This is a genomic window from Bradyrhizobium sp. Pa8 (assembly GCF_052588265.1).
Window position 1 is genome coordinate 546566 of sequence record NZ_CP176767.1, and the last position, 19966, is coordinate 566531.

Consider the following 19966-nt stretch of genomic DNA (forward strand, 5'->3'; position numbering starts at 1 on the left):
CAAGCGGACGAGGTCGAACCGGAGGCTGGCACGTGTTTTGGATCTATTGGAACACCGCTTGGTCGCTCATCATCAGCGGCATCATGTTCACCACCATCGTCACCCATCCCGACGCCGAGTTCGCCGAGATCCGGGCGGCAAAGCAGGCGAAGTGAGCCCGCGCGCCTGAGGCCCGATCGCCAGGGTTTGCCGGCACATCTGCAGCTCCGGCGCTCGGATCACGAGGCTTCACGCGATCCGGTCGACGTGCAGGCAAGGCTTTATCGATTGACAGGGCCGCGCGAGAGTGGTCACGTGACAGCAGGAAGTTGCATCGCTGTGACAAGCGCATCGACTTGTCCGAAGCTGGCGACCAATGTCGCAGCGCTATCCTCAAAATCGCAATGAAGCTCCTGCGCAATTGGCTGCCATGCAGGGCGTGTCGCATTTGCAGCCCCAAGCGAGGAGGATCGATTGCAGGTACTCGTCAGAGACAACAATATCGAACAGGCACTCCGTGTTCTCAAGAAGAAGATGCAACGCGAGGGCGTCTTCCGGGAAATGAAGCAGCGGCGTTCCTACGAAAAGCCCTCGGAGAAAAAGACTCGCGAGAAATCCGAGGCCGTTCGACGCGCCCGCAAGCTCGCGCGAAAGCAGGCAATCCGCGAAGGATTGCTGCCCGCGCCGCCGAAAAAGAAGCCTTTTGAGCGCAAGCCGCCCCTGCCGGAGGTCAAAGCTCGGGTCCCTACAGCCTGAAGTCGATGCCTCGCAGCACGATGCCGGGCGGCGTGCCTTCGAACTCCGTCGCGCGATATTTGCTCGCCGCGCGTGCTTCGATGCGATCCCGCAGGCGAGTGAACTGGGCTTCACGTTGCTCGGGCCTGACTGGCGTGCTGGGCTCGAGGTAGTCCATCGCCGAGGTCGAGATTGCGCAAGGAATCTCCCTGGCGCCGTCATGCATCGAGAACCGGACGATCATCCGATCGTATTCGTGGCCGATAAAGCGGCCGCTGGTCAATGTCATGGCTTACTCCGTCACCTGATTGCTGCTTGGCACGATCGCCCCCTCAAATCATCGCTGCCCGATCCCCGGTCGGCCGCAGCATGGCGCGCGTCGAGACTGCAGGCGGCCGTCGCTTGCCTCACTCATCCCCCGACAGCCGGACGAAATCGTCAAACAGCGCTGCCACCAGCGCGCGGTGTCGTGTGTCCTCGGCGGGCAGGCTCGCAGCATAGAGGTTGAGCAGATGGCGCGCCTTCACCGCCGCCTCCGGCCAGGACGTCGCGGGCACCGTCATCATGCGGTTCTCGAGATCGGCCTCGCGCTCGCGCAGCTCCCTGGCATTGGCCTCGACCTCAGCCAGCGCGCGGCGCAGGTCGGTCGCCTTCTGCGCGGCCATGCCGCGGTGCTTGTCGAGATCGACGGTGCGGTCAGTCATTGGCCATGCTCGCGTCTGCGGCCGCACACCTGCCTTTTGCAAGTGAAGCCCCAACCGGTGCCGGCTGTCACGACCATGCGCGCTTGCCGCGGCAATAGCCAGCACTATCGTCGCCGCGCCGGCAAGCGACGATGCCACGGCGCAGCCGTCATTTGCGCGGCATTTTAACCCTCGCTATCGGCTCGGTGCGGGCGTAGGGTTGCTGCCATCACCGCTCGTCTCAACGGCTTCGACCGGTGATTGAGGGTCACGTGTGCTCCCGCCGAAGGCTTTGCTGGAGCGTTCGATGGCGCGAGTTCTCGCGGATTGGATCCTGTCGCCGGTGATCGTTCCGCTGTTTCTTCTGCTTCTCGTCTGCGCAGGCGCCATCCTCAATGGCTAGCAATGGCTAGGGCAACACGTGTGCCGTATCTGGTCAGTGGAACCAACGAATACGGCAGCTCCAATCTCGGTCGCGGCGATGCGACGGTCGCGCTGCGCCTCGCGCGAAAACTGCTGCGCGAAGGCTACATGGACGTCAAGGTCTGCACCCCTCGTGGACGGCTGCTGCAATCGGATGAGCTCGACGAGCTCAAACCACCAACGGAGAGCGACATGGCAAAGGGCCAGCAACGCAGTAATCGCGAAACCAAGAAGCCGAAGAAGGAAAAATCCAAGGTGATCGCCGCGGCCCCGAGCCGCAAGGAAGCCGCCTGGCAACCGGATTTCGGACCGGCGAAGAAGAAGTAGCAAGGCGCCGGCGAGGGACGGGGTGACCGGCCGCGCTAAGCCGCCACCGCCTGCGCCGACAACAGCTGCCTCAGCTTCGCCGCCGGCACGGCGGGGCTGAACAGCCAGCCCTGCATCTGGCTGCATCCGAGCTGGCGCAGCACCTCGCGCTGGGCTTCGGTCTCGACACCTTCGGCCGTCGTCGCCATGTGGCGGGCGGCCGCCATGTGCACCACCGCCTGCACGATCGGGGACGAATCCTCGGACTGGCCGATGTCGCTGATGAAGCTGCGGTCGATCTTGATCTTGTCGAACGGGAAGCGGTGCAGATAGCTCAGCGACGAATAGCCGGTGCCGAAATCGTCGAGCGCGATGCGCACGCCGAGCTCGCGCAGCTGCTGGAGAATCGTCAGCGCCTCCTCGTCGTCGCGGATGAGCACGGTCTCGGTGACCTCGAGCTCGAGCCGTCCGGGTGCAAGTCCTGACTCCGCGAGCGCGGCTGCAACCTTGAGCGCCAGCGTCCTGGCGCGGAACTGCACCGGCGAGACGTTGACCGCGACGTGGATATCGCCGGGCCAGCTCGCGGCCTCGGTGCAGGCCTGCTTCAGCACCCATTCGCCGATCTCGCCGATCAGTCCGGTCTCTTCCGCGACCGGAATGAAGTCGGCGGGCGAGATCATGCCGCGCTCGGGATGGCGCCAGCGCAGCAGCGCCTCGCAGCCGTTGACCACATTGGCCGCGAGATCGACCAGCGGCTGGTAATGCACCTCGAACTCGCCGCGGGCGAGGGCCTGGCGCAGGTCGAGCTCGAGCTGGCGGCGCAGCCGCGCCTTGGCGTCGTATTCGGGCACGAAGAGGCGGAAGGTGCGGCGGCCCTCGGACTTCGCGGCATACATCGCGAGATCGGCGCGCTTGAGCAGATCGTCGAGGTTGTCGCCGTGATCCGGCGCGATCGCGATGCCGATGCTGGCATCGGTCGGGATCTCCTGGCCCTTGCAGTCCACGGGCGTACGCAGCGCTTTCAGGATGTTTTCCGCCAGCGCCGTCAGCTCGGTCCGGTCGCTGGTGCCGGCCTTGACGATGGCGAATTCGTCGCCGCCGAGCCGCGCAACGAGGTCGTTGCCGCTGACGCAGGCGCGCAGGCGGTTGGCGACCTGGCGGAGCAGCTCGTCGCCGACCTCGTGGCCGAGCGAATCGTTGACGCCCTTGAACTCGTCGACGTCGATGTAGAGGATCGCGAACGGCTGGCCTTGGGCAAGCTCCGCGATGCGGCGCTCCAGATGGCCGCGCATCAGCACGCGGTTGGGCAGGTCGGTCAGCGCGTCGTAATGCGCCATATGCGCGATGCGCTCGTCGGCGCGGATGCGTTCGGTGACGTCGTCGTGGGTCGCGAGCCAGCCGCCGGCCGCACCGGGCTGGTTCTTGATCTCGATCAGGCGGCCGTCCGCGGTCTCGACGACGGCGCTCTGGGTTCGCCCGGCATTGCTCAGAATGTCGTCGCAATAGGACGCGACGTCACCGTGGAACGATCCGGTGTCATGGCGATGCTGGATCACGTCGCGGAAATAGGCGCCGGGCTTCACCACCTCGGCCGACAGTCCGTACATCTCGATGTAGCGCCGGTTGCAGACGATCAGCCGCTCGTCCCGGTCGAACATCAACAGGCCTTGCGTCATGGTGTTCATCGCAGTGTCGAGCTGCTGCTTCTCCGCGGCGAGCCTGCGCGTCATCTGGCGGAAGATCAGGAACAGCGTGAGCACGAGCAGGCCGATCGACAGCACGGCGACGGCGACGAAGAATTTTGTCTGCGTCCGCCAGGTCGCCAGCGTCGCGTCCAGCGATTTGGTCGCGACCACGACCAGCGGCTCGCCGGTCAGGAGGCGCGCGGCGACGATGCGGTCCTTGCCGTCGATCGGGCTGGCGAGTTGCGTCGTGACGAAGGTGCGCTCGAACACCGCCATCTGCTCGCGCGTGCCGTTGCGAAAATTCTGCCCGATCATCGCGTCGATATGCGGAACGCGCGCGAGCAGCTGGCCATTCTGGTGGTGCATCGCGATCGAGGATTCCTCGCCGAGCCCGGCCGAGGCGAAGAAGGATTCGAGCTGCTCTGGCGAAATGGCCCGCGACACCATACCGAGGAATTCGCCGTGGGGACCGGAGACACGCCGCGCGAACACGATCGCAGGTCCGTTGCCGAACCGGCCGGGCACGACTTCGATCTCTTCCTGTGAGGCCGGATCGTTCCTGAGGCGATTGAAGTAGCCGCGGTCGGCGACCGAAATATCGGCGACAGGCCAGCGCCGCGACGAGTTGATCAGCACGCCGCCAGCATCGAACACGTTGGCGCCGGCGACGTCGGACCAGCCGCTCGCCTTCGCACGCAGCACTTCGTGCATGGCCAGCGTGGCCATCTCGCTGCGGAAGACATCGGCGGATGCGATGCCGTGGCTTTCGAGCTCGGCGATGACGCTCTTCTGGAGCACCGCAAAGTCGGCGAATTCGCGGTCGAAATGCCGGGCGAGCATGCGCACGGAGTTTTCCAGGCTGTCGCGGCCGCTCTCGATTGCATTTTGCCGGAAGCGATCGACGGTGAGCGCGGTGCCGATGGCCATCGCGACCATCAGCACGAAGCCGCCGGCGATCAACCACGTTAGCGGCGCTCCCTGCCAACGGCGGAGCAACACGCGCATGCGCGTGGTCCATCGGATTGATGTGCCCATCCAGCCCTCCCGTGGGATGCAAGATGCAGCAAAACCGACAAGAGCCCGTTACCAGTAAGGGTTAGGGAAACATGAATCGGAGCGGAATCAGAGGGTTGGTTTCCCTCGATCGGCGGGAGTTCCGCAGGCCGGGGTTACGCTGACGCGCTTCCGGTGGATCACCGGCGGATTTCCCACCTCAAGGCTTCCGCATTGGCCTTGGCGAACATCGCCGGCACGTCGAACTTTCCGGTCTCGAGATCATAGCGGCATTTCCAGCCGCCCAGTCCCTTCATGGCGACGTTCTTGGGATGATTGTCATATTCGCCCGACAGCGAGATCACGAGGTAGCGGTTGTTGGGCCAGTTCATGCCGAGCGAGCGATAGGCCTCTTCCGTACCCTCCATGAGATTGGCCGAGATGTGGAAGTCGAGCTTGGCGAACCTCTTCGTCTCCGGCCGGCCGTAGAAATGGGCCCAGGCGAGATCGCTGAGCGGCTTCTTCGTCGCGCTCGCGAAGACGCCCTTCTCGACATGGTAGAGATAGAGGTCCTGCTCGCCCGAGCCGGTCTTCTGCATCCGCACCAGCCATTGCGAGTCGCTGGTGAAGCGGAAGCCGGCCCCGTAGCCCTGCTCGGGCTTCAGCTCCGTCATCTGCTCGCCGCGGCGAGCCCAGACCTGCCATTTGACGTCCCAATCGCCGCTGTCCTTCATGTACTGCTCGAGCCTGGTGGCGCCGTCGGGCGAGGTAAAGGCGAGGCCGGCATTGTCGGTGAGGACGAACCCCGGCGGCGGGCCGGATGCGGCGAGCGCTGAAGAGGCGGCCAGTGTCAGGACAAGCGCCAGCCATGGCGCGGGACGGCAAAATGCGGTCACGGAAAAAAATCCTTAAGAAATGACCGCGATGCGGCCTCGATGATTTGACGCCGTCGGTGCCCCGCCGGTTCACGGCGGGAGCACCGGAACGAAAGGCGCATCATCCCAATGATCGTCTTGCTGCCGCAGCCAAATCGGCGCAATTTGCCGGTCTCGGTTGATTTGCGATCCAAGGGTTCACTGTCTGATGATCACCGCTTCCAAGGCCTTCATTGCATTCTGCCTGCTCGCGGTGGGCGGTACCGTGCTGGTGATCGGTCCCACCGAGCTGCGCCGCCTGCTGCCGGGCGGCGCGCAGACCGAGACCGCCGTCGCCGCCAAGCCGGAGGCAAAGCCCGAAGCCAAGGCGGAGACTAAGACGGAGACCAAGGCCGAGACCAGGCCGGAGCCGAAGCTGGACGAGCCGAAGCTCGCCGCCAGCGCGCCGCCCGCACCATCGGCGCCCCCGGCCTCCGCACCGAAGGTCGATGCGCTGGCCGAGACGCAGAAGCAGGCCGCGGCGCTGGCCGATCTCATGCCGGCCAAGCCGCCGGCGGCCACGACCGATGCCGGCCCGCGGTTCGACGTCGCGCGCGTCGACGATCACGGCGAGGCGGCGGTGATCGCGGGTCGCGCTGCGCCGGGTGCGCAGGTCGAGCTGCTGCGCGACGGCAAACCGCTCGATACGGTGGTCGCCGATGCCTCGGGCCAGTTCGTGATGACCCCGCCGCAGCTTCCCGCCGGTTCCTATGAACTGACCCTGCGGGCAAAAGCGCCTGACGGTACCGTCACGCAATCGGGCCGCAGCATGCCGGTGACCATCGCCGAAGCCGCGCCGCCGCCCGCGCGCCCGGCACCGGCCGCGAAGCAGGAGCTGAAGCAGGCCGAGAGGCCCGACGACAGGTCTGATGTCGTGGCATCCCTGCCGTCGGCATCGTCGCGCCTGGCATCGGCGGCTGACAGGTCTGCCGCCCGGCCGAGATACATCGGGGCACCGAAGCCCAGGGTGATGGCGCGGGTGCCCGCGGCCACGACCGTTGCATCGGCCTCGCCGGCGGAAATCATCAGCGGTCCACCGGCCGAAGCTGGCGGCAATCGGGTGATCTCCCGCGGCGACAGCCTGTGGGCGCTCAGCAAGCTCGCTTATGGTGACGGCTCCCGCTATTCGGTGATCTACAACGCCAACCGCGGCAAGATTCACAACCCCAACCTGATCTATCCCGGCCAGACTTTTGTGGTGCCGCAGAGGGCGGATTGAGGTCGCATCGGCAACGCCGGTACGCGTTGCGACGCTTTGCCCTCCGTCTCTCAGGAACATTCGGTTCCCCCGCGCGTCATTGTGATACGCCGCAGTGCGCGCTTGCCGCTGGGAGGAGGCCGAGGTGGTCAGGTCCGCTTTCATGTCCGGACGCATGGGACTGGCGCTGGCGGGCGCTGCTCTCATGATTGCGGCAGTGCTGCTGCCGAGTAAGGCCGAGGCGCAGTTCGGATTGCGTGGCGGCCCGCTCGGTGTCGCGCGCTTTGCCGTTGGCCACGTCATCGGCATGTCGCGCCTGCGCCACGCGCGCGTGGCGGTACGGGGCGGCCGATACCGCTCCGCCGCGTTGAGGTCGCAGGATCCTCGCGGCGCCGAGCGCGACCAGCCGGCCAACCCCTACATCCTGCGTGCGGCGCTCACGGCGCAAGCTGCGCTGTCGGGCTGGCACGGTGGCCGCCGCCCGCAAGGCTGGTGGCGCCACCCCGATGGCAGCTATGGCTGGGCCGGCCCGGTGTTCTGGCCGTTCGCGCATGACGACCTCACCACCGCGATCATCCTGGGCGATACGACCAGCCTCTCGCTCTATGGCTATGGCGACATCTACGCCGCGATCTTCGCCCCCTATGCGGCCACGGAATTCGCCGCCTACACAGCGCCGCAAGGCAGGCGCGCGCGAAAGGTCCCTTCGGTCGAGGCAGTCTGCGATGCCAGCGACACCGGCGGCCTGCCGGTCGACCGCATCGCCGCCCTGGTGCAGCCGAACGAATTGCAGCGCGCAGCGCTCGATGAGCTCGCGACCGCCTGGGTCGCGGCGCGCGACACCATTCGCACGGCCTGCCCGACGCAGGCCCCCGCGACCGCCGCGGAGCGCCTCGGCCTGATGCGCGAGCGCCTCGCGGCCATGATCAAGGCGACGGACGCGATCGCGCCACCGCTGGCCAAATTCGTCGATCTCCTCGATGCCGGCCAGAAGGCAAAGTTCGACGCGCTGGCCAATGAGCGCCGTGCCGCGCTTGCGGCCGGCCAGCGCAAGGACGCGCAGGCGCCGGCCGCCTGCGAGGCCGGCTATGATCCCCGCTATGATGTGCAGGCGCAGCGCCAATACGAGCAGCTCCTGCAGCAGCAATGGCCCGCGGCCGACATCGCGTCCACGCTGAGGCTTGACGACACCTCTCGCGCCCGGTTTGAGGTGCTCCAGGACACCACGTTGCGCACGACGGAGACGCTGAGTGCCTGCCCGTCCAACACCGAGCCCACGCCCCAGGCCCGCCTCACCGCCGTGAAGGCGCGGTTGGAGACGATGCTGCAGGCGGTGAAGGGCGTCGGCGACGCGCTCGACGATTTCCAGGCAGACTTGAGCGACGAGCAGAAGGCCGGCTTCGAGGCGATCGGGCCGAAGCGGGGGGCGTGATCAGCCGCACGCCCAATCGAACTTCATGTCCTTGAAGTCGAGCTGCGCGTTGCCGCCGCCGAAATTATAGCCGCCGAAATATTCCTCGAACTCGATGTAGAACGGGCTCATCTCCGGCACCGCCTGGCACGGCCGCATGGTGCCGCCGAGATGGTTGTGCGCGTGATCCTTGCTCCAGTCGTGCAGGCGGAAATTGTCGCGGCCCGGCACGCCGCCGACGTAGTAATAGTACGGCTGATAACCGGTCGGCGGGTTCTGGCGGGTGTGCTCGTCCTGCGGGCCCTTGCCGGCATTGGGATCGGTCGCGCGCGGCACAAGCGCGATCGCGCGGGTCTCGCTGAGATCGGCGCGCGGCTGCGCGGCAAACATCTTTCTTGCGTAAGGCGCGGCGGCCTCGAAGAAGGCACTGGCGCCGCCGACGTCGAGCCAGCGCGGCCGCTCTGCCGTCGCAAGCGGAAGCGGTGCCGGCGGCGCCGCGAACGCGCCCTCATATTCGGCTTTGGTCAGCAGCAACGCGGCATATTCGTAGTCGAGGATGTCGGTCATACGCGAAATCCGCGGATGCGCGGGTCGCGCCGGCACGGCCTCGCGAATCTCGGGATCATCGGGCGCCCCGCCGTCATTGTGATCGGGCGCCGTGGCGAAGAACGACACCGCAACGATGTCCTCGCCATGCACGCGATAATCATCCGGCAGCTTCAAGGTAAAGCCGTGCATCAGTGGAAAGCCGGTGACGGGATCGAGCGGCCATTGTTCGCTGCTGATGCCCGGCGGCAGGCCATAGACCCAACCCTGATCGCGCGCACGATCAGCGGGACGGTCCAGCATCTGCAAATCATACGCGCGCGAAGGCAAGGCAAGCGCCACGATCGTCTCCCAACCGAATTCTCGCCCCGACGCCGAGGCGATGGTTAGTCGCAGGGAGGAGGGATGTGGTTCGTGGGACGGATGTGGGAGATGATGCCATTCTGCCGGTGTTTTGCCCGACGTGTCAAAGGGCCTCCCCACCCGCGTAAGTCATTGATCCGACAGTCCCCGTCTACTGTGCATGGGGTTGTTTTCGCGTTTTTTGTTGCTGGCTACCCTCGCCGGCGCGCGGCGGACGCATCCACCACGTTCTCCACTTCCTCGCGCCAGGACAAAATCTCCATCGCCAGCACCGGGTGGTTGAACCCCTTGAGCACGAGGTCGTCGAGCGCGCGAGCTTCGACCCAGGGCTCGACGATGCCGTAGACGCGGCGGCTGACCACGATCTGGTTGGCCTTGGCTTCGTCGCAGAGACGCGAGGCGAGGTTGGTGACGCTGCCGATCGCGGCATATTCCAGCCGCTGCTCGAAGCCGACCTGGCCGAGCGTGGCATAGCCGAGCGCGATGCCGATGCCGAAGCCGAGCGTGTGCCCGCGGTTGCGCCACTTCTCGGTCAGCGGGCCGATCGTGTCGCGCATCTCCACCGCCATCTGCACCGCGCGCCGCGTGTGGTCCTCGAACTGGATCGGCGCGTTGAACAGGACCATCACGCCGTCGCCGGCGTATTTGTCGAGCGTGCCCTCGTATTTGAAGATCAGCTTGCCGAGCGCTGCGTGATATTCGCGCAGTACGTTCATCGCCTCTTCCGGCTCGGTCGCCTCGGTGAAGGCGGTGAAGCCGCGCAAATCGCAGAACACCACGGTGACCTCGCGGCGATGGCTGTCGAGCAGCGCGTCGTGACCATCCGACGAAGCGATGAGCTGGGCGACCTGCGGCGCGAGAAAACGTTCGAGCCGCTTGATGCGGCTGATCTCGCCGAGCTGCTTCTCGACGCGCTCTTCCAGCGAGCGGTTCCAGTTGCGAAGCTGCTCGGTCTGCTCCTGGAGCTTGGCCGCCTGCTGCTGCACGGTGTTATGTGCCGCGGCGAGCTCGCGGCCCTTGTGATCGACCTCGGTGAACAGCCGCGCGTTGCGCATCGCCAGCACGGCCTGGTTGGCAAAGGTGCGCATCAGGCCGGTGAGGCTTCCGGCGAACTCGCCGCCGGCCCGGCAGCACCACCAGCGAGCCGAGCGTACCCTGCTGGTCGACCAGCGGCACCACCAGCACCGAGTGGAAGCCGGCATCGATCGCGACGTCGCGCAGCGGCTGCCCGGAGGCCCGGTCGAGATCGGCAATCGCGATCGGCTCGCCGCTGTCGGCGGCATCGCTCAGGATGTTGGCGCCTTGCTGGATCGTGACATGCGCGCCGTCGGCCGATTTGTCGATGCCGTTGGATTCGATCAGGTTGAAGCGGCGCGTCTCGGCATCAAAGCCGTAGATCAGCACCGCATCGGCATGGGTGATCTCGATCGCGCGCGCCGCGATGGTCGGCAGCACGGCGTTGAGATCGAGCGAGGAGGCGACCGCGCGGCCGACCTCTTCCAGCGCCTTGAGCTCGTTGATCGACTGCGCGAGATCGCGGGTGCGTTCCTCGACCTTGGTCTCCAGGTCCGAATAGGTTTCCTGGAGCTGGCCGGCCATGCGGTTGAACTGGCCGGCGAGGTCTTCCAACTCGTCGGATGTGTGGACGTCGATGCGGTGGCCGAAATCGCCTTCGCCGAGCTTGTGCGCGCCGTCGCGCAGCGCCGTGATCGGGATGATCATGCGGCGGGCGAGCAGCGTGCCGGCGAGGATCGCGACCATCAGGCCCATGCCGATCAACAGCGCGATGCGCACGAGCTGGTCGCGGATCGGCATCAACGCCTGCGTCGTCGGCTGCTCGAACATCACGTTCCAGCCGAGCTTCGGCACGGTGCTCGCGGCGCTCATCACCGCATGGCCGTTGAAGTCGGTGCCCGACGTGTCGGGCTCGCGGCCGGGCGCAATCGCCGCCGCCACCTGCGGCAGCTTCGACAAGTCTTTGCCGACATCGGGTCCTTTCGACGACGTCGCCAGCACGCGGCCGCGCTGATCGACCACATAGGCGAACGCGGCCTTGCCGACCTGGGCGTCGGACAGGAAGTCGGAGAGGAAGCTGAGATCGATCTCGGCCACGGTGACGCCGGCATTGAAGCCGGAATGCGCCACCGAGATCGACATCATCGGCGTCCGATCGGAGAACCAGGCCGGTGCGTAGCTGACGCCGCGGGCAACCGTGTCGGTGAAGCGCATGTCGCGGGAGAGGTCGGCATTGCCGCCGGTCGTGGTCGACTGGCGCGAGACGCGCAGCACCTCGCGTCCCTCGCCGTTGAGCTGGAACAGCTGATTGACGACCGAGACCTGGTGCAGGAGCGATGCGTAGTCGGCGCGGCGCTTCTCGAGCGTGTCCTGGCTTGCCCGCGTCACCCAGCTGATCTGGCGCTCGAGCTCGGAGATCGACTGCTCGATGCGCCGGGCGGCTCCTTGTGCCTTGTCGTCGAGCCCGTCGGTCAGCTGGGTCTTGGTGGCGCGATAGGAGATCCAGGTCTCCATCGCGCCGTTGACGGCGAGGACAAACACGACGAGGCCGACGAGGGAGACGACGTATTTGGCGAACAGGCCCTCGCGCAGAAACCGTGTCTTGTCTTTCGCTCCCGCCATCCAGATCCTCTCGCGCCGTCATCGACGCCGGCGCTACGGGCCGTACCGGTCCAAGCGCCCTTCTACCACAATTCGGGCCGAGGGACGGTCCTGCGACCGGTCGACCGGCCAGCGTGGTTACCCGCTGTCGAGGTCGGGCTGGCCCGGAAGGGTCGCGAATTGTCGTGGCCTCATCCCTTTGGAGGAAGCGGCGGACGGAGAGGCTGATGTAAGGGTTGGCGTGGAGTCCAGTACGTTGGTCGGCCAATCATCGATTAAAGAGTTGTCGCAGTACGTCGTTCATCGGCTGGCTGTCCTGCTGCGCCACCGGAGGGTCGTCCTGCGCCGGAGGTGCGGGAGAGGCCTGCGGAGCGGGGGTGGACGGTGTTGCCGGCAGGCCACGGCTGCGGCCAGTGCCAGCGCCGGTCCCCGCGCCGCTGGAAAGCCCCTGCTGGATCAAATTGCCGATCGCCTCGCCCAGCGGGCCGCCGAGCGGGTTGCTCTGTCCCGGCTGCTGGGTTTGCGGATTGGCATTGTCGGCCGCGTTGCCGTTGCCCGGCGCGGCGGCGCCGCCAAGTCCGAGGCTGCCCAGGATATTGCCGAGCCCGGCGCCATCGGGGCCGAACAGGCCCTTGCCCATCTCGCGCAGCTTGGCATAGGCGGCGTCCGGATTGTCCAGCATGCCGGCCATGTCAGGGTAGATCCGCGGCTGCGACCAGCTGCCCTGGATCATCACGGGGATGCCGAAGCCAACCGGCTCCGACGCGCGGCCCTGGCCTTCGGTGGTCATCACGAGCTTCGGCTCGACGCGAAAACCCATCATCTTGGTGTCGAGGGCGATGGTACCGGCGCCGGTCACGCGCACCAGCGGTCCGATCAGATTGAGATCGGTCGTCACCGCCTGACCCTTGTCGATGCGGAACGACGCCGAGAGCTGCGACAGATCCGTGCTCTGGGCCTCACTGTCCTGCCAGCCGGACAACGTGCCCGATGTCAGCGAGCGGATCATCTGCGCAATATTGATGCCGCGGATGGCGCCGTCCTGGAAATTGACGAAGGCGGTGCCCTGCATGTTCGCCATCAGCGCGCGCTGGCTGGTGCCGGCGCTGCGCAGCGCCAGCTTGGCCTGCAGCTTGCCGTCGATCCGGTCGAACTCGGCAAGGCCCTGGAGCAGCGGCAATGCGCGCACGCCGACGAGATCGGAATGCATGGCAAAGCTCGGCGCACCGCTTGTGGCATCCAGGATCACCTCGCCCGAGACCTGGCCGTCATAAGCGCCGAGATTGGCGGTGCCGGCCTTCAGCACGCCGCCGGCGAGCTTCGCATCGAGCGCCAGCGGCGCGATGCGCGCATCGCCGATCACGGCCTCGTTCGCGGAGATCCTGATCTGTGCGTCGACATAATTGAGCCCCGACACGTCGATCGGTGCATTGCTCCAGGGCTGTCCCGACGTGCCCTCCGGCGATTTAGCCGCCGGAATCGCGAACCGCTGGAAGTCGAGATCGACCTTGACCAGGGGCTTGCTCGCAATATCGACCGAGGCCCAGCCGTTGAAGGCGCCGTCGCCGAGCCTGCCGTTCACGCCGTTGATCATCACGACATCGCCGCTCAACCGCATCTCGGCATGACCGGTGAGCTGCGACTTCAACACATCGGGCATGTCGATGGCGAAATCCACCGGAATGGTTGGCCGGTCGGCCGGCGGCACCGGCGTCGACGCCTTGATGTCGAACTTGGTCGGGTGATCGCCGACCCGCGCGGTGCCGGCGATGTCGACCTTGCGATCGCGGCCAACGACGGCGTCGGCGTTGATGGCGCTGATGCGGCCCTCGACGCGATCGCGCACGCGCGCGAATGCGACTTCACCGTCGATGACCTTGACGCGGTCGATGGTCGCACCACCGATGTCGAGCGCCAGCGGCTTCGACGCGGTGCCGGCATTCGGCAGTCGCTCACGCAGTAGCGGCTGGTAGAGCACGGGATGGGTGACGACGAGTTCGCTGATTTTCGGGCTGCCCGACCATACGCTCGAGAGCGACATGTCGGCCTGCACGCTGTCGACCGTCAGGCGCGTGATGCCGCTGCGATCCTTCGGGTCCTGAAGCGTGAGATCGTTGAGCGTGACGTTCAGCGTCGGCCACAGGCTGATCTTCGTGGTGCCGTCGATGGACAGGCGATAGCCGGTCGCGCTCTCGACCCGCGAGGCAATCGTCGTGGTCAGGAATCCCGAGGGAATCCCGACCACGAGGAGAAGCCCGATCACGATGATGACGGCGGCTATCGCCGCGCCGGCGAATTTCACTGCTCTCATGTCGACTTTCCAACGACGGACAATCGGCGCCGAAGCCCGCAGATGACCGTCCTATGCATCCGTCCTTTGCGCCTGAGTTTATCCCCGGACGGGAAGCGGCTCCAAGCACGTAAAAATAGTCAGGGGGTGCTGCAAAGTTATGTGACTTATGACACACTTCCCCGGCGCGGTTTTACGCGATCCTGATTTGATGGTTCCAAGCGATTTGCCAGGGAAACTGGCTAAGGAAATTCACAAGGACATTGAAATGAGCAAGCAGGCCGAATTTGCGGTCATCCTGAAGATGAACGCGATGTTCGCCGATCTCGGCGCAGACGAACTCCAGCGGCTGTCGAATCTCTGCCACACCCAGCACCTGGGGAATGGCGAGGTGCTGTTCCAGAAGGGCGATGCGGGGGACGCGCTGTTCGGCGTGCGCCGGGGCCAGGTCCGCATCGAGACCGGCGCCTCCGACGGCAGCCGTCTGACCCTGAACTTCATGGGGCCGGGCGACCTGTTCGGAGAGGTCGCGGTGCTGGACGGCCAAAGCCGCACCGCGGATGCGACCGCAGGCGAGGCCAGTGAACTGTTCGTGCTGCGGCGCGAAGATTTTCTCAGTTTCCTCGAACGCGAGCCGAAGGTCGCGATCAAGATCATCGCGCTTCTGTGCCAGCGCATCCGCTGGCAGAGCGAGCGCATGGAAGAATCCATGCTGCAACCGCTGCCGGTTCGCCTGGCACGGCGGCTCTGCGCGCTCGCCGCCGATTTCGGCTCGGAGGTCCATATCTCGCAGGAGCAGCTCGGCGTCTTCGTCGGCGCCGCCCGCGAGAGCGTCAACCGCCAGCTTCAGGCCTGGCGCAAGGAGGCGATCCTCGATCTCCAGCGCGGCCGCATCCTGCTGCGGAACATGACCAAGCTGACGGCGATCGCGCGGAACGAGTAGGGTCAACTGATCGGCAGCCTGCGCCGGCGGACGCGATCCCGGTCGATGGTGATGATGCTGCCCTGGATTTCGTTCTCCGTCAGGGCGGATAGAACCTCTGCCAGGCGGGTCCGTACGGCCATCTCTGTCCAGTCGCCGCCTCGAAAAAGAATGAGACTTGGGCTGTCGCTGCCCGCGGTTGCGAGCAGGCGAGGATAGTCGAGATCTGCTGTGACGACCGTGCGCGCCTCCTGCCTGGCGCGATCGATGATTTCAACGTCACTCGCAGTGTGAAGCCCGATCATTGAGGCGTGGACCGCATCATGCCCCTCTCTGTCAGCCAGTGCGACAGCACCGGCGAAAGGGGCATGTCGATGAGGAATTTCACTTTGCCGGAACGATGGGATGCAGCTCGACGGCTTGATCCTCGGCAAGGAGGGCCGCGTAGCGCAATGCTTCGTCGATGTCTTCGCGCTCGAGATACGGGTAATTGTTCAGAATGGATTCTCGAGTCTCGCCCGCCGCCAACAGGCCAAGTAGTCGTGCGACCGGAAACCGCAGCCCGCGAATACAGGGCTTGCCGGTGCAGACTGCGGGGTCGATCGTGATGCGCGTGAAAGTCACTTGAGTAACATGGCGCCTCGGGGTGCCCTTCGCCAGTACACCCCGTCAGGCGGCTTGCTTGGAATCTACTCCGCCGCGGGGTGCACCATGCCCTTTTTATCCGGCGCCGCGCCGTGATGATCGGCGGTCTCGGCATCCTCGCTGTGCACGATCAGCCGCTTGGCGAATCGCCAGATCAGGGCGCCGAGATCGTCCATCACCATGAACATCGCGGGCACGAATACCAGCGACAGGATGGTCGAGAAGATCAGGCCGCCGATCACCGCGAGCGCCATCGGCGAGCGGAACTCGCCGCCGGCGCCGACCGCGAGCGCACTCGGCATCATGCCCGCGGCCATCGCGATCGTGGTCATCACGATCGGGCGCGCGCGCTTCATGCCGGCGTCGATCATCGCTTCCTCGCGCGGCTTTCCGACGCGGATCGCCTCGATGGCGAATTCCACCAGCATGATCGCGTTCTTGGTGACGATACCCATCAGCATCAGGATGCCGATCCAGACCGGCGTGGTGAGCTGCTTGCCGGTGATGAGCAGTGCGGCGATGGCGCCGCCGATCGAGAGTGGCAGCGAGAACAGGATGGTGATCGGCTGCAGGAAGGTGCCGAACAGCAGCACCAGCACGGCGTAGACCATCATCAGGCCCGCGGTGATCGCAGTGGCGAAGCCGTCGGACAGCTCGTTCAGGCTTTCGGCGTCGCCGGAGGGCGAGACCTTCACGCCCTTCGGCCGGCTCTTCATCACCGGCAGGTCGTAGATCTTCTTGGTCGCGTCGCCGAGGGCGGCGGAGCCGACGAGGTCGGCGGCGACGGTTGCCTGCCGCTCACGATCGTAGCGGTTGATGCTGGTCGGACCCTGGTCGAGCTTGACGTCGGCGATGACCGAGAGCGGCACGCCGCCCTTCTCGCCGCGTTCGCCGAGCGGCACGCGCAGCTGTTCGAGCGTCCTCAGATTACCGCGTGCGGCGTCCTCGAGCTGGACGCGGATCGGCACCAGGCGGTCGCCGACGTCGAACTTGGCGAGCGCGGGCCCGACATCGCCGATGGTGGCGACGCGGATGGTCTGCGACAGGCTTTCCGTGGAGACGCCGAGGCGCGCGGCGAGATCTGCGCGCGGCTCGATGCGCAGCTCGGGCCGCTCGAGCGTGGTTTCCGAAATCACGTTGGAGATCGTCGGAATCCGCTTCATCTGCGTCGCGAGCTCGCTGGCGACGTTGTTGACGATGTTGGCGTCGACGCCGGTCACGACCAGCGAGATGGCGCGCAGGCCGTTCTCGTCGAGGAACCAGAAGCGGATGTCGGGAACGTTCTCCAGCTCCTGGCTGATCGAGAATTCCAGTTCGCGCTGGGTGATGTCGCGGCTGTCCTTGGGCGTGTAGTTGATGATCAGAGAGGCGCGCCGGACTTCCTGGGTGCCCGGCGGGACGCGCCCGCCATCGACGAAGATGCTCTTCACCTCCGGCCGCTTGCGCAGGCGTGCGACGATGTCCTCGGTGACCTTCTCGGTGTAGGCAAGCTGGGTGCCCGGCGGCAGCTCGAGCGCCAGCAGCGAGCGCGCGCTGTCCTGCGCCGGCAGGAAGCCCTGCGGCAGCAGCGTGATGCTCCAGATTGAGGCGGCGAACACCCCGAAGCCGATCAGCACGGTGATGAAATGGTGCTTCACCGACCAGGCCACGATCCTGTGATAGGCCCGCAGCACGCGGCCGGGCGGCGGCTCTTCGTGCGCATGGTGCTTGAGGAAGTAGGCGGCCAGCACCGGCGTGACGAAGCGCGCCGCGAGCAGTGAGAAGAACACTTGCACCGAGACGGTGATGCCGAACTGCTTGAAGAACTGTCCGGCGATACCCGACATGAAGCTCGCTGGCGCGAAGATCGCAATGATCGTCAGCGAGATCGCGATCACCGCGAGGCCGATTTCGTCGGCGGCCTCGAGCGCAGCACGGTAGGGCGATTTGCCCATGTTCATGTGCCGGACGATGTTCTCGATCTCGACGATGGCGTCGTCGACGAGAATACCTGTCGACAGCGTGATGGCGAGGAAGCTGACGAGGTTCAGCGAGAAGCCGAGAAGGTCCATCGCCCAGAACGCCGGGAAGATCGACAGCGGGAGCGAGATCGCGGCAATGATGGTGGCGCGCAGGTCCCGCAGGAACAGGAGCACGATGATGACGGCAAGGATGGCGCCTTCGAACAGGGTCGAGATCGCCGCGTGGTAATTGCCGTTGGTATATTCGACCGAGGTGTCGATCACCTTCAGGTCGACGTCGGGATAGGCGGCCTTCAGCGCGTCGATGCGCTTCTGCACGGCCTCGGCCACCTTCACATCGCTGGCGCCCTTGGATCGCTTGATGCCGAGCGCGACCACCGGCTCGCCGTTGAAGCGGGCGAAGGTGCGGCGGTCGGCGATGGTGTCGGTGACGGTGCCGAGATCGTCGAGCCGGACCTCACCGCCGCCGAACAGCGGGATCATGGTGCCGGCGAGATCGCCCAGTGTCTTCGCGCCCGCAAGCGTGCGGATCGCCTGGTCGTTCTTGCCGATCTCGGCGCGGCCGCCGGCGACGTCGACATTGGTGCCGCGCAGGCTCTGGCTGACATTGACCGCGGTCAGCCCCATCGCCTGCATCCGGTCCGGATCGAGCGAGACCAGGATCTCGCGCTCGACACCGCCGATGCGCTCGACCTGGGCGACGCCGCGCACGCCCTGCAGCGCGCGCTTGACCACGTCGTCGACGAAATAGGAGAGCTGCTCCGGCGTCTTGCCGGGCGAGATCGCGGCATAGGTGACGATCGGCAGGCCGATGACGTCGACGCGCTGGATCAGCGGTTCGGTGACGTTCTGCGGCAGGTTGGAGCGCACCCGCGTCACCGCGTCCTTGACGTCGTTGAGCGCGCGGTCGGTGTTGGTTTCCAGCGCGAACTGGATGGTGGTCACTGACACGCCGTCGGTGATCGAGGAGGTGATGTGCCTGACCCCCTCGACGCCGGAGACGGCATCTTCAACCGTCTTGGTGACCTGGGATTCGAGTTCTGCGGGTGCGGCGCCGAATTGCGACACCACGACCGAGATCACGGGAATGTCGGCCGAAGGCAGCCGCGTCACCGCGAGCTTGGTGAAGGACACCCAGCCGAGGACCAGGAGGATGATCGAGAAGACGACCGACGGCAGCGGATTGCGGATCGACCAAGCCGAGATATTGAGAGCCATCAGCGTACCCGCGTGCGATCGAGTTCATCGGCGAACATGGTCTTGATCTGGTCGCCGTCATGGAGCGAAGACCCGGCGTCGGCCACGACGATTTCGCCGACCTCGAGGCCTTCCAGGATTTCCGTCGCGCTGTCGGACGACAGCCCGACCCGTACCTTGCGTGTCTCGACAATATTGCCTTTGACGACCTGAATGGTGAGATGGTCGATCGCGGTCTTGGGGATCGAGACGCCGCAGCTTCGCTTGGCGTCGATCGAGGCGCGGGCGAACACGCCGACCTTGAGCGATGGATTGTTGGTGACGCTGATGCGGACGCGGCCGAGCTGCGTGGTGCGGTCGATCTCGGGCGCGACCAGCCGGACCCGGCCGATCAAATCGGGCGCGTCATCGCGGCTGATGCGCACGGTTGCGCCGGGGTTGAGCTTGGGCATGTGCACCGCCGGGACCTGGGCGTCGAGCTCGATCTCGTTGTTGACGGCGATGCGGAACATCGGGCCGGCCTGCGGCGAGGCGGGCGCGCCGACGATGGTGCGCACTTCGGTGACGAGGCCTGGCGCAGGCGCCTTCAGCGAGATCGAGCCTTGCGGGCCGGGTCTTTGCGGCTGGCCGGGGATCTGCGGCGGCGCCGTCAGGCGCGCCAGCTCCTGATTGTCGGTGACCATGGCGCCTTCGGTGACGAAGAGGTCGGTGACCCTGGAGCCTTCTTGGTCGGCGACGACCACGGCCTCGCGGCGCGGCACGAAGAAGCCTGTCACCCGCACGAGATCGGAGAAGCAGGCGTTGGTCGACTTCGTCACGATGACGAGCGCCTCGCTCGGCGTGTCCTTCGCCTCGGGGCGATGCCGATGCTCGAACAGATAATAGCCGACACCGAGCGCAACGACGAACAGCACGGTTCCGGCAGGCTTGAGATATTCGGAGGCGTTCATCGCCGGATTGTCCTGGCCTGGCTCACGGCCATCCGCACGAGGCCTGCTGAGAGCGTTTCCCTGAAATAAAGCTGCGTCCCGCAAGGCTGCGGGACGCGCTTTTGAAGCAAGACTTTACACCACATCACGACTTGGCACTTCAAAGGATT

16 protein-coding genes and 1 pseudogene are annotated in these 19966 nt (G+C 65.8%); 6 read left to right on the forward strand and 11 right to left on the reverse strand.

The window, feature by feature from the left end:
• The first annotated feature begins 32 nt into the window (after nt 1-32).
• Both ACKWRH_RS02565 and rpsU read left to right on the forward strand, forming a co-directional pair.
• On the forward strand, nt 33-155 hold the full coding sequence (locus tag ACKWRH_RS02565; protein WP_256376446.1) for a hypothetical protein: 123 nt from the start codon (nt 33-35) through the stop codon (nt 153-155).
• 298 nt (nt 156-453) lie between these two features.
• Nucleotides 454-735: a 30S ribosomal protein S21 gene (rpsU, locus tag ACKWRH_RS02570; protein WP_445219193.1), complete on the forward strand. Its 282-nt coding sequence runs from the start codon at nt 454-456 to the stop codon at nt 733-735.
• Here rpsU and ACKWRH_RS02575 read toward each other — a convergent pair.
• Together ACKWRH_RS02575 and ACKWRH_RS02580 are read right to left on the reverse strand one after the other, a co-directional pair.
• Nucleotides 725-1003, reverse strand: a complete 279-nt coding sequence (locus ACKWRH_RS02575) for a DUF1488 domain-containing protein (RefSeq protein WP_445219194.1) — start codon at nt 1001-1003, stop codon at nt 725-727. The two genes, rpsU and ACKWRH_RS02575, sit on opposite strands and share 11 nt — an antisense overlap.
• A gap of 118 nt (nt 1004-1121) precedes the next feature.
• The gene (locus ACKWRH_RS02580; protein WP_445219195.1) at nt 1122-1418 is read right to left on the reverse strand and encodes a hypothetical protein; all 297 of its coding nucleotides are present in this window, start codon (nt 1416-1418) and stop codon (nt 1122-1124) included.
• A 306-nt stretch (nt 1419-1724) separates the two neighbouring features.
• Here ACKWRH_RS02580 and ACKWRH_RS02585 point away from each other — a divergent pair, with 306 nt between their 5' ends.
• Nucleotides 1725-2147 (forward strand): hypothetical protein, encoded by a 423-nt coding sequence (locus ACKWRH_RS02585; protein WP_445219196.1) that lies wholly within the window; start codon nt 1725-1727, stop codon nt 2145-2147.
• 35 nt (nt 2148-2182) lie between these two features.
• Here ACKWRH_RS02585 and ACKWRH_RS02590 read toward each other — a convergent pair whose 3' ends face one another.
• Both ACKWRH_RS02590 and ACKWRH_RS02595 read right to left on the reverse strand, forming a co-directional pair.
• Entirely contained in the window at nt 2183-4846 is a 2664-nt protein-coding gene (locus ACKWRH_RS02590) for a bifunctional diguanylate cyclase/phosphodiesterase (RefSeq protein WP_445219197.1), read from the reverse strand.
• A gap of 158 nt (nt 4847-5004) precedes the next feature.
• Nucleotides 5005-5700 (reverse strand): hypothetical protein, encoded by a 696-nt coding sequence (locus tag ACKWRH_RS02595; RefSeq protein WP_445219198.1) that lies wholly within the window; start codon nt 5698-5700, stop codon nt 5005-5007.
• Between the two features lie 187 nt (nt 5701-5887).
• Between ACKWRH_RS02595 and ACKWRH_RS02600 the strand changes: the two genes are divergently transcribed.
• Nucleotides 5888-6937 (forward strand): LysM peptidoglycan-binding domain-containing protein, encoded by a 1050-nt coding sequence (locus tag ACKWRH_RS02600; protein WP_445219199.1) that lies wholly within the window; start codon nt 5888-5890, stop codon nt 6935-6937.
• Between the two features lie 142 nt (nt 6938-7079).
• On the forward strand, nt 7080-8348 hold the full coding sequence (locus ACKWRH_RS02605) for a Spy/CpxP family protein refolding chaperone (RefSeq protein ID WP_445222609.1): 1269 nt from the start codon (nt 7080-7082) through the stop codon (nt 8346-8348).
• On the opposite strand, the gene ACKWRH_RS02610 is transcribed toward ACKWRH_RS02605, so the two are convergent.
• From ACKWRH_RS02610 to ACKWRH_RS02620, 3 genes and pseudogenes are all read right to left on the reverse strand, one after another.
• Nucleotides 8349-9215 carry a hypothetical protein gene (locus ACKWRH_RS02610; RefSeq protein WP_445219200.1) on the reverse strand — a complete coding sequence of 289 codons (867 nt, stop codon included), beginning with the start codon at nt 9213-9215 and terminating at the stop codon, nt 8349-8351.
• 212 nt (nt 9216-9427) lie between these two features.
• Nucleotides 9428-11873: pseudogene (locus ACKWRH_RS02615) on the reverse strand (adenylate/guanylate cyclase domain-containing protein).
• Between the two features lie 247 nt (nt 11874-12120).
• The gene (locus tag ACKWRH_RS02620; RefSeq protein ID WP_445219201.1) at nt 12121-14163 is read right to left on the reverse strand and encodes an AsmA family protein; all 2043 of its coding nucleotides are present in this window, start codon (nt 14161-14163) and stop codon (nt 12121-12123) included.
• 247 nt (nt 14164-14410) lie between these two features.
• Between ACKWRH_RS02620 and ACKWRH_RS02625 the strand changes: the two genes are divergently transcribed.
• A complete protein-coding gene (locus tag ACKWRH_RS02625) occupies nt 14411-15085 on the forward strand; it encodes a Crp/Fnr family transcriptional regulator (RefSeq protein WP_445219202.1) in 675 nt (224 codons plus the stop codon).
• A gap of 2 nt (nt 15086-15087) precedes the next feature.
• Here ACKWRH_RS02625 and ACKWRH_RS02630 read toward each other — a convergent pair whose 3' ends face one another.
• The 4 genes from ACKWRH_RS02630 to ACKWRH_RS02645 all read right to left on the reverse strand — a co-directional run bounded on the left by ACKWRH_RS02630 (nt 15088) and on the right by ACKWRH_RS02645 (nt 19817).
• A complete protein-coding gene (locus ACKWRH_RS02630; RefSeq protein WP_445219203.1) occupies nt 15088-15369 on the reverse strand; it encodes a DUF5615 family PIN-like protein in 282 nt (93 codons plus the stop codon).
• A 79-nt stretch (nt 15370-15448) separates the two neighbouring features.
• On the reverse strand, nt 15449-15688 hold the full coding sequence (locus tag ACKWRH_RS02635) for a DUF433 domain-containing protein (RefSeq protein WP_445219204.1): 240 nt from the start codon (nt 15686-15688) through the stop codon (nt 15449-15451).
• Between the two features lie 65 nt (nt 15689-15753).
• Nucleotides 15754-18888 (reverse strand): efflux RND transporter permease subunit, encoded by a 3135-nt coding sequence (locus ACKWRH_RS02640; protein WP_445219205.1) that lies wholly within the window; start codon nt 18886-18888, stop codon nt 15754-15756.
• Nucleotides 18888-19817, reverse strand: a complete 930-nt coding sequence (locus ACKWRH_RS02645) for an efflux RND transporter periplasmic adaptor subunit (protein WP_445219206.1) — start codon at nt 19815-19817, stop codon at nt 18888-18890. The genes ACKWRH_RS02640 and ACKWRH_RS02645 overlap by 1 nt, the downstream gene beginning before the upstream one ends.
• Between the last annotated feature and the right edge of the window lie 149 nt (nt 19818-19966).

Excerpts from the sequence above, each read along its gene's own strand:
- ACKWRH_RS02575 (WP_445219194.1), bottom strand. The coding sequence starts at position 1,003 with ATGACATTGACCAGCGGCCGCTTTATCGGCCACGAATACGATCGGATG.
- ACKWRH_RS02580 (WP_445219195.1), bottom strand. The coding sequence starts at position 1,418 with ATGACTGACCGCACCGTCGATCTCGACAAGCACCGCGGCATGGCCGCG.
- ACKWRH_RS02590 (WP_445219197.1), bottom strand. The coding sequence starts at position 4,846 with ATGGGCACATCAATCCGATGGACCACGCGCATGCGCGTGTTGCTCCGC.
- ACKWRH_RS02600 (WP_445219199.1), top strand. The coding sequence starts at position 5,888 with ATGATCACCGCTTCCAAGGCCTTCATTGCATTCTGCCTGCTCGCGGTG.
- ACKWRH_RS02605 (WP_445222609.1), top strand. The coding sequence starts at position 7,080 with ATGTCCGGACGCATGGGACTGGCGCTGGCGGGCGCTGCTCTCATGATT.
- ACKWRH_RS02620 (WP_445219201.1), bottom strand. The coding sequence starts at position 14,163 with ATGAGAGCAGTGAAATTCGCCGGCGCGGCGATAGCCGCCGTCATCATC.
- ACKWRH_RS02625 (WP_445219202.1), top strand. The coding sequence starts at position 14,411 with ATGAGCAAGCAGGCCGAATTTGCGGTCATCCTGAAGATGAACGCGATG.
- ACKWRH_RS02630 (WP_445219203.1), bottom strand. The coding sequence starts at position 15,369 with ATGATCGGGCTTCACACTGCGAGTGACGTTGAAATCATCGATCGCGCC.
- ACKWRH_RS02640 (WP_445219205.1), bottom strand. The coding sequence starts at position 18,888 with ATGGCTCTCAATATCTCGGCTTGGTCGATCCGCAATCCGCTGCCGTCG.
- ACKWRH_RS02645 (WP_445219206.1), bottom strand. The coding sequence starts at position 19,817 with ATGAACGCCTCCGAATATCTCAAGCCTGCCGGAACCGTGCTGTTCGTC.